This window comes from Sorangium sp. So ce1153, assembly GCF_051521595.1.
Classification (GTDB): Bacteria; Myxococcota_A; Polyangia; order Polyangiales; family Polyangiaceae; genus Sorangium.
Window position 1 is genome coordinate 1,953,702 of the sequence record NZ_CP150361.1, and the last position, 9,206, is coordinate 1,962,907.

Annotated in this window: 5 protein-coding genes; 3 read left to right on the forward strand and 2 right to left on the reverse strand. The window is 77.9% G+C overall.

Going from position 1 to position 9,206, the window contains the following annotated elements:
- Positions 1 to 37: 37 nt before the first annotated feature.
- Both WME85_RS06985 and WME85_RS06990 read right to left on the reverse strand, forming a co-directional pair.
- On the reverse strand, positions 38 to 1,414 hold the full coding sequence (locus WME85_RS06985) for a GDSL-type esterase/lipase family protein (RefSeq protein ID WP_437836343.1): 1,377 nt from the start codon (positions 1,412 to 1,414) through the stop codon (positions 38 to 40).
- Entirely contained in the window at positions 1,411 to 2,553 is a 1,143-nt protein-coding gene (locus WME85_RS06990) for an SDR family oxidoreductase (RefSeq protein ID WP_437836345.1), read from the reverse strand. The genes WME85_RS06985 and WME85_RS06990 overlap by 4 nt, the downstream gene beginning before the upstream one ends.
- Before the next feature lie 165 nt (positions 2,554 to 2,718).
- Between WME85_RS06990 and WME85_RS06995 the strand changes: the two genes are divergently transcribed.
- The 3 genes from WME85_RS06995 to WME85_RS07005 all read left to right on the forward strand — a co-directional run bounded on the left by WME85_RS06995 (position 2,719) and on the right by WME85_RS07005 (position 9,084).
- Positions 2,719 to 6,243: a protein kinase domain-containing protein gene (locus WME85_RS06995; RefSeq protein WP_437836347.1), complete on the forward strand. Its 3,525-nt coding sequence runs from the start codon at positions 2,719 to 2,721 to the stop codon at positions 6,241 to 6,243.
- 79 nt (positions 6,244 to 6,322) lie between these two features.
- Positions 6,323 to 8,107, forward strand: a complete 1,785-nt coding sequence (locus tag WME85_RS07000; protein WP_437836349.1) for a hypothetical protein — start codon at positions 6,323 to 6,325, stop codon at positions 8,105 to 8,107.
- Entirely contained in the window at positions 8,104 to 9,084 is a 981-nt protein-coding gene (locus tag WME85_RS07005; RefSeq protein WP_437836351.1) for a 3D domain-containing protein, read from the forward strand. Before WME85_RS07000 ends, WME85_RS07005 begins: the two co-directional genes overlap by 4 nt.
- The last annotated feature ends 122 nt before the right edge of the window (positions 9,085 to 9,206 follow it).

The following is a 9,206-nucleotide window of genomic DNA, read 5'->3' on the forward strand; positions in this document are numbered from 1 at the left end:
GTCACCGTCGAACGGAGCCCGGCGGTGGATCCGCTCGTCAGGGGCGGTAGCGCTCGAGGATGTCGTTCGAGAGCTTCACGCCGAGCTCCCGGTAGCCGCGGAAGGTGAGGTGGACGCCGTCGCGCGAGGCGCGCGGCGGGCGCTCGCGGTACCAGGCCTCGATCGAGCCCCTCCCGCCCATCGCCTCGTAGGTGTCCCAGAACGCGCAGCCGCCCTCCCGGGCCGCGTCGCGCAGCACGTCCCGGACGACAGGCGTCCGCTCCGGCGTGTCCTTCCGGTCCGTCGGCGCGAGGACAAGGCAGTCGATGTCGGGCTCGACCCGGCGCGTCCGCTCGAGTAGCTCGGCCAGCTGCCTGGCGTAGAGCGACGGATCGGTGGTGACGTCGCCCGCCTCGTTCGTGCCGTACTCCAGCACCACGAGCTCCGGCGAGCGCCGCGCGAGCTCCGCGGCCCAGCTGAGCTCCTGCCACCGCAGCGGCGTCGCGAGGCGCGCGCCGTTGATGCCGAGCGTGTCGACGACCACCCCGGGCCTGACCTCGGGATCCGCCTCGACGACCAAGCCGCAGAGCTCGGGCGCGCCCGACGGCACGACGCCGAGCTTCGTCGCGCCGACGCTCGAGAGCTTCGCGTGCTGCAGCGCGCCCACGGTGTCGCCCGGGGCCGCGCGGAGGACCTGGCTCGGGCCGCCCTCGATCGTCACCGCGAGCTCGTCGGTCGGCGCGCTGGAGCGGAAGCACACGTCCCAGAGCAGCCGGCTGGAAGGCCCCGCGCCGGTGACCGTGATCTCGGCGCGCACCGGGCCCTTGTGCGCGCTGAAGAGGATCCCCCCGAGCCCGAAGACGCCGTCGTCGATCGGCTGCGAGCCGCCCGGCGTCTTCGGGCGCGTCCGCCACTTGCCGTCGGCCGTGATCCGCGCGCCGTCGTGGCGGTAGGCGGCGTAGCCGAGGTGCACGAAGCCGAGCCCGCCGTCGCCGAAGCGCCGCTGCAGCGCCGTGCGGACCGCGCCGCTCCAGAAATCCGCGGCGGCGTGCGAGTCGCCGAGCCAGGCGACGCGCACGTGGTCCTTGCGGCGCCCCTGCTCGAGCGCGCGGAGCGCCGCGAAGAAGTGGGCGTAGGTCCCGTCCTCGGGGCGCATGAGGTCGAGCTCCGGCGGGCGCGCCGGCGCGGCCTCCGCCGGGCGCGTCGCGGTCGCCTCCGGGGCGTCCACCGCCGTCCGGCGCCCCGGGAGCGCCGCGGGCGCGGGCGGCGCGGAGCCCACCTCGGGCGTCGGCGGCGCGACGTGCTCGCGGGTCGAGCTGCAGCCGAGCGCCGCCGCCGCGAGCAGGGCCGCGGCGAGGCGCCGCGGGGCGCGCGGGGGAGCCGCGCTGCGCTCCGGGACCTCCGCGCGCGCCGCGGAGCAGGGGGCGCCGCTCACGACAGCGGATCCTCGACGTCGAGCTCGGCGTCCGCGTTCGCCTCGAGCTCCTGGCGCTCGCGCCGCTCGCGGACGCGGTCCTGCACGGCGCCGACGAGCACGTCGACGTACGACTCGAAGGGAGGGCAGGCGATCCCGGCGCCGTCGAGCACGAGGTCCGCGTTCCGGGCGTCGTAGCGCACCGGCGTCATCAGCTGCTCGACGAACGCGCGCGGGCTGCGGACGAAGCGCTCGAGCCCGGGCGTGCGGAGCAGCGCCTTGGCCAGGTTCGACGGGATGTGACCGCGCGCGGCGCGGCGGCCGCTCGCGCGGGCGACGAGGTCGAAGACCCGCCGCGCCGAGAGCGGGTGCGGGTCGGCGACGTGGAACGTGCGCCGCGGCGCGAGCCGGTGCAGCCCGATGGCGTGCGTCGCGCGGACCACGAAGTCGATCGGGACGATGTTGAGCGGCACGTCGCCGCGGCCGGGCATCGGGATCGCGATGTCGGCCGGCGCCGCCATGATGAGCAGCACCAGGAGGTACAGGCCGTCGAGCCGGTCGATCTCCCCGGTGGTCGAGTCGCCCACCACCGTGGTCGGCCGCACGACCGCCACCGGCACGTGGCGCATCGCCCGCCGCACGAGCACCTCCGCGCGCATCCGCGTCTCCTCCACAGGATTGCGGAACGCCTGACCCGCCTCGAGATCATCCTCGTACACTGTACCGGTGCGATCGCCCGCGACGAACGCCGTGGACTGGTGGACGAGGCACTGGAGTGAGCCGCAGGCGCGGGCGAGCTCGAGCACCTCCGCGGTGCCGACGACGTTGAGGGCGTGCGCGGCGCTCCGCTCGGCGCCGGCGTGGCTCACGTACGCGAGGTGGTGGATCCGGTCGAGCTCCCGGGCGAGCTGCCGGAACTCGACGCCGGACAGCCCGAGGTCCATGGCCGCGACGTCCCCCTCGAGCAGCACGAGCCGCTCCCGGTCGGCCGCGGGGAGCGCGTCGCGCTCCGCGCTCGCCTGCAGCGACGACTTCGCGAGCACCACGGCGTAGACGAGCGTGCGGGGCTCCGACGCGAGGATGTGGTGCAGCATCTTCCTCGCGATGAACGAGGGGAAGCCGGTGATGAGCACCACGCTGTCGTAGCCGGGGCGAGGCATCGGCCGGAGCTTACCGCAGCAGTGCGCCTGCTCCGCAGCTTTCCGTTGACGCCGCCTCGGACGAGCGGGACGAGCGCTGAGCGACGAGGGCGTACGCCGCGAGGCGCCTCCGGCCGCGGGCTTTCCCTGTCAGAGACCGCGGCCCGACGTATAATCGCCCGGTTGATGCGCCCGGGAGTCACGGTCGCGGACCGTTTCAGGATCGAGGGCCTGGCGGGATCGGGCGGGATGGGCTCGGTGTACCGGGCCACGGACCTGACCGACAACAGCCCGGTCGCGCTGAAGATCCAGCACCGCGGGGCCGAGCACCTGGAGAAGCGGCTCGGGCGCGAGGCGCGCCTCCTCGCCGGGCTGCGGCACCCGGGCATCGTCCGCTACGTCGCGCACGGGGTCACCGGGGAGCGGCAGCGCTACCTCGCGCTCGAGTGGCTCGAGGGCGAGGACCTCGCCGCGCACGTCGCTCGCGCGCGCCTCGGCGTGGACGGCGCGGTGGCGCTGCTGCGGCGCCTCGCGGGCGCGCTCGGCGCGGTGCACGAGCGGGGGATCGTCCATCGCGACGTCACGCCCGGCAACATCTTCCTGCCGGGCGGCGCGGTGGAGAGCGCCAAGATCGTCGACTTCGGCATCGCCCGATCTGGCGCTGACCTGGCTGGCGCTGGCCTGGCTGGCGCTGGCGCTGACCTGGCCGCGCGCCCGCGCGGCGCCGGCGCCCTCCCGCGGGGCGAGCGCGCGGGCGCGCGCAGCGGGGTGACGCTCGGGACGCCGGGGTACATGGCGCCCGAGCAGGCGCGGGGCGACGCGCGCGTCGACGCCCGCGCGGACGTGTTCGCGCTCGGGTGCGTGATCTGGCACTGCCTCACCGGCCGGCCGCCCTTCGCGGGCGACCAGGTGATGGCGATCCTCGCGAAAGCCGCCCTCGTGGGCCCGCCCCGGCTGTCGGAGCTGCGGCCCGACGTGCCCGCCGCGCTCGACGACCTCGTCGCCTGGATGCTCGAGAAGGAGCCGGACGGCCGCCCGCGGGATGGCAACGAGGTCCTCGCGAGCGCGGCAGAGCTCCGCGCTGCCAGCGAGCACGCGAGGGACGCGGGCGCCGAGCCCCCGGTGAGCTCCGCGAGGCCCTCGCGGGCGCTGGCCGAGAGCGCCGCGAGCGAGCCGCGGCTCATCAGCGTGGCGCTCATCCACGGCGCGCCCGCGGGCGACGCGGCCGCGACGGAGGCGGCGATCCGGGCGGCGGCCGCGCCCTTCGGCGGGCGCGTCGACCGGCTCGCGGCCAGGTGGCTCGTGGTCACGCTCGCCGGCGCTGGCGAGGGCGAGCCGCGGGCAGAGCCGGCGCGCTCAGCCGACGCGCAGGCGAGGACGCCGACGGACCAGGCGGCCCACGCGGCGCGCTGCGCGCTCGCGCTGCGCGCGCTGCTGCCCGCGGGCTTCTCGATCGCGCTCGCGACGGGCCAGCACGCCTCGGGGCGCTGGCCCGCGCGGCAGGTGATCGAGCGCGCCGCCGCGCTCCTCGAGGCCCGCGCGCGCGGGGAGCCCGAGCGCGCCGCCGCCAGCGGGGGCGCGGGCGCGCCGCCTCACGGCGGCGTCCTGGTCGACGACGTGACGGCCGGCCTCCTCGCGCTCGGCCGCCCCGAGGTCGAGCGCCTCTTCCCGGAGCTCGGGGCGGGCCGAAACGTCGTCGAGCTCCGGCTCGGCGAGCTCTCTCCCGGCGCGCCCGGGCAGCCCGCGCGCGAGGCGCCCGGCCGGGACGCCGCGGCGCGGGCGCGCACCGACGGCGGCGCCGCGGTGCACGCGTTCTACCTCGAGGAGCTGATCCGGTCGGTCGCGCGCGGCGACGCCGAGGGCTCGCCGGAGACGGTGCTCGCGATGGCGCACGCCCGCCTCGACGACCTGCACCCCGCCGTGCGGCGCATCCTCCGCGCGGCGAGCATCTTCGGCGAGGCGTTCTGGCGCGGCGGCGTGGCCGCCCTGCTCGGCGGCGCGCAGGGCGCCCCGGACCTCGATAGGTGGCTGTCCGAGCTCGTCGCGCGCGGGTTGATCGAGCGGCGCCCCGCGTGCCGGTTCCCTGGCGACGAGGAGTACGCGTTCCGGCACGCTCGCCTCCGCGAGGCCGCGTACGCGACGCTCAGCCGAGGTGACAGGCTCCTCGGTCACCGGCTCGCGGGCGCGTGGCTCGAGGAGGCGGGGGAGAGCGACGCGCTCGCGCTCGCGGAGCACTTCGACCACGGCGGTGAGCACGGCCGGGCGATGCGGTGGTTCCTGCGCGGCGCCGAGCAGGCGCTGGCGCGCGGCGACCTCGCCGCGGCGATCGCGCACGCGGAGCGCGGGGCGCGGCACGGCGACCTGTGCGACCGGCTCGCCGACGCGGATCCCGACGAGGAGCGCGGCGCCTCGTCCGGCCCCCGCAGCGCGCGCGGCGGCGGCGAGACGCTGAGCGCGCTGCGCCTGGTCCAGGCGGAGGCCCACCGCTGGCGAGGCGAGTTCGAGCAGGCCCAGCGCTGCGCCGCCCAGGCGGCGCGCCGCCTGCCTCGCGGCACGCCGCTCTGGTTCCGCGCCGCCGACGAGCTGATGGGGGCGAGCGGGCGGCGGGGCGACTTCGTGCTCGCGACCGCCTGGGCGAAGGAGGTCGCCGCGTGCGGCGAGCCCGCGGCAGAGGGCGCCCCCGGCGACGAGGAAGCGCGCCGCACGGACGCGGCGCGGGTCGGGGCCGACCTCCTTTCGGCGCGCGTGATCGCGCTGTGCTCGGCGGCGCGCCAGCTCTTCCCCGCGGGGCGCTACGCCGAGGCGGACGCGCTGATCGCGCGGATCCGCGCCCTCGCGGGGGATCTCGCGTCCCTCCCGCCGCGCGCCGCCGCCGAGGTGCACCGGCTGCGCGGCGCGCGGGCGCGGCACCTCGGCGATCCCGCGGGGGACATGGCCGGCTACGCGGCCGCGGTCGAGGCGTTCGAGCGCGCCGGCGACGCGCGCGGCGCGTGCAACGCCCGGGTCAGCCTCGGCTTCGCGCTCCTCGAGCTCGGCGACGTCGAGCGGGCCGGCGAGGAGCTCGCCGCCGCGCTCGCGGCCGCCGAGCGCATGGGTCTGCGCACCATCGCCACGCGCGCCAGGCAGAACCTCGGCCGCGCGCTCGCGGCCCAGGGCCAGCTCGACGAGGCGCTCGCGCTCTCGCGGCAGGTCATCCTGGAGTGCCGCGGGCACGGCAACCTGCGCTTCGAGGGCGGCACCCGCATCTACGCCGCCCTCATCGCCCACGCGGCCGGGGACTTCGGCGCGGCCGAGGCCGACGCCCGCGACGCCGCCGAGCTCCTCCAGGTGGCGCCGCCGTCCCGCGCCGGCGCGCTCGCCGCGCTCGCGCGCGCCCTCACCGCCCAGGGGCGCGCCGACGAGGCGCTGGCGGCGGCGCGCGAAGCCTCCGAGCTCCTCGCGCGCTACGGCGGCATCGAGGAGTTCGAGTCGCTGGTCCTCGTCGCCTTCGTCGAGGCGGCGCGCTCCGCGGGGGACCACGAGGTCGCCCGCGCCGCCGCCGCTCGGGCCCGCGACCGGCTCCTCGCGCGCGCCGCCGCGATCCCGGAGCCCGCCCTGCGCGAGAGCTTCCTGCACCGCGTCCGCGAGAACGCGATGCTCCTGTCGCTCGCGCGCATCTGCCTCGGGGAGTCCGCGGCGATCCCCGCCGCCCGCCGCGCCTCGCGGCCCTGACGCGCAGCGGCGCCGCTGCGCGCCCGGCGATTTCGCAGGTTCGTGGTCGACGGCGGCAGGAAGGCGCTACGGTTCGATCGTGATCGCGCGATCCTCCTCCTTCATGCGCCGCCGCGCCGCCGCGCTCCTCGCCGTCGTCCTCGGCCTGAGCGCGGGCGCGGTGGGCTGCAAATCGCCGGGCGCGTCGGCCGACGCCGGCGTCGCGGGCCTGAGCCCCGTGCCCGCGCCCGCTGGGCTCATCGCCGAGGCGTTCCTGCCGACGCCGGACGCCACGTGGGCCAAGGCGCGCGCCCTCGTCGGCGGCTCGGCGGCGCTCCTCCCCGGCAGCGCCGGCGCCCTCGCCGCGTCGCTGCTCGGCCTGCCGATCACCGTCGCGTCCGAGATCGACGGCGGCGTGCCGGTGCTCGGCGCGGCCGTGGAGGCCCCCGACCGGCCGCGCCCCCGGGGCGCGCTCGGCATCCATGTGAAGGACGGCGGGCGCCTGATCGATCAGCTCACGCGCGGGGAGGGCGCGCGCTTCCGGTCGACGCCCGACGCGGCGACCTCGATCGCGCTGCTCGAGCCGCTGCAGGGGACGAGCCCGGTGGCCCTCGGCGTCCTCGGCAACTACCTGCTCGTCGCGGAGAGCGCGGCCGACCTGACCGCCGTGGGCCCGTACGTCGCGCGGACGATGCCGCAGGCGCAGGTGCCGAAGGAGGACCTCGCGGTCGAGCTCCCGCGGCCCGCGATCGAGGGCCCGGTGCTCAGGGCGGCGCGGGGCGCCTGGGACAATGCCCGCGGTCCCGACGGCGCGCCGCCCGCCACCGCGGTCCCGCTCGCGCCGATGATCGAGGGCGCGCTCGCGATGCTCGGCGATCTCGAGCGCGCGCGGCTCACGCTGGTGCTCGACGAGAGCGCGCACCTGCGCGTCTCGGGGACGCCGAAGGCCGGGGGCGGGCCGGCGTCGAAGGCGTCGACCGACCTCGCGGTCGGCGACGTGAAGCCGCTGCTCGAGCTGCCCGCCGACACGCTCGCCGGGATCCTGGTCCGCGACCGGGCCGCGTCGCGCGTCGAGGGCGTGCCCAGGCTCGTCGACGCCCTCGCGGGGCTCGTCGAGGGCGATCTCCCGCCCGCGGAGCGCGAGCGGCTCGGCGCCGTGATCCGCGCGGCGTCGGACGCGCGCGGCGACTGGTTCGCCGGCGGGCTCCGGTTCGACGACGCGGGCCCCACGGCGTTCGTGCGCGCCGCCGTGGGCGACCGGGCCAAGCTAGAGGCCGCCGTCCAGGACCTGCTCGGGACCGCGGAGCTCCAGCCGGTGAAGGCCGCGCTGCAGCGGGAGGGGCTCCGGATCTCCACGGGCAAGGCGGAGGTCTCGCAGCTCGAGGGCGAGGTGCGGCGGGTGCGGTTCGAGCAGACCGCCGCGGCGGGCCAGCCTGGCGCTGGCGCCGGGCAGCCGACCGCGCGCAAGGGCGCGCCGGGCGCAGAGCCGCCGGGCGGCAAGGGCGCGTCGCTGCCGCCGTCCGCGATCGAGCTGCTTTACCTGGTCCGCGACGACGGCCTCTTCGCGTCGGTCGGCAACGACCCGGGCGCGGGGCTCCGCAGCGTCGTCGCGTCGCTCCAGGGCGAGGGTCTCGGCGGCGTGCCGGCCATGAAGGCAGCGCTCGCCCCGCTCGGCGCGGACATCGCTTTCGCGCTGGTGGTCGATCCGCTGCGGCTCGTCGCGCGCCGCCTCGGCCAGCCGGGCGCCGGCGACCCGGCGCCCGTTGTGATCGCCGCCGGCGCGGCGCCCGCCGCGGCCGGCGCCGCGCCCGCCGCGCTCTGGGCGCGCGCCGACGTCTCCGCCGCCGCGATCCGGGAGTTCATCCGCCTCGGAGGCGCCTTTTGACGAGCGCGGCGCGCGCGGGCGCGCTCGCCGTCCGCGGGCTCCACGCGATCCTGCTCGCGCTCGCCGCGGGGTGCGCGGCCAAGGGCGGCGCGGACTGGATCCACGATGGATCGAGCGAGCCGCAGATCGCGCGCGGAGGCGGCGGCTGGCTCCACGAGCCCCCGCCGGACGACGGCCGCGGCGGTCGTGAAGGGCGCGCCGGCGCTGCCGGCGAGGCCGGGGGTCGCGCCGCCGGCGCGCCGCCCGGAGCGCCCGACGACCGGCGCGGCGCGGGGCACGCCGACGACGCTGGTCTCGCGCAGGACGAGCCCGCGCTCCTCGTGCGCGAGCACGGCCGGCCTGCGCGCGCCGCGCCGGACGTCGGGCGCGCTGCTGCGCAAGCGCCGCCGGCGCTCCCGCCCGGGCTGTTCCGGAACACCTACTACGACTTCCCGAGCGAGGGCGGCGGGCCGAAGGACGCGGTCATCTACGACGCCGCGTGCGCGCCGCTCGCGACCGTCCCGCGCTCGTTTCACGACCAGGTATGCGTCCAGGGGAGCGGCCGGCTCGCCTCGGGCGAGACGGTGAGCTTCGCGCGGCGCGGCTGCGCGTGCGCCGACGTCTGCCCGCGCACCGGCCAGCAGGTCTGCTTCGAGCGGCTCGACCCGCGCCGGTTCCCGTATGGCCGCGGCGCGACCGGCCGCCCGATCACCCCGCTGCGCACGGTCGCGGTCGACTCGACCGTCATTCCGCTCGGCACGTGGCTCTATGTGCCCGAGCTCGCCGGGCTGCCGCTCCCGGGCGGGGGCCGCCACGACGGCTGCTTCGTCGCCGAGGATCGGGGCATCAAGGTCGTCGGCCGTCAGATCGACGTCTTCACCGGCGATCCCGCGGTCACCGCGCGCCTCAACGCGCTGTTCCCGTCGAACCGCGGCGTGCGCCTCGTGCTCAATGACGCGCGCTGTCGCGCGATCGTGGCCGCGCCGGGCCCTTCCTGACCGACTCCCCGCCCCGGGAGCGCCGGTGCCGGGAAGGTCCCGGGAAGGTCTGGGGAAGGGGAGCGCCTCGGTCCGGCGAGGTCGGCCGCCCTGCCGCGTGAAATCCACGTGAAATCCGGAGC

Bases quoted from the DNA above. Each gene is read 5' to 3' on its own strand.
- WME85_RS06990 (WP_437836345.1), bottom strand. From the start codon at position 2,553: ATGCCTCGCCCCGGCTACGACAGCGTGGTGCTCATCACCGGCTTCCCC.
- WME85_RS06995 (WP_437836347.1), top strand. From the start codon at position 2,719: ATGCGCCCGGGAGTCACGGTCGCGGACCGTTTCAGGATCGAGGGCCTG.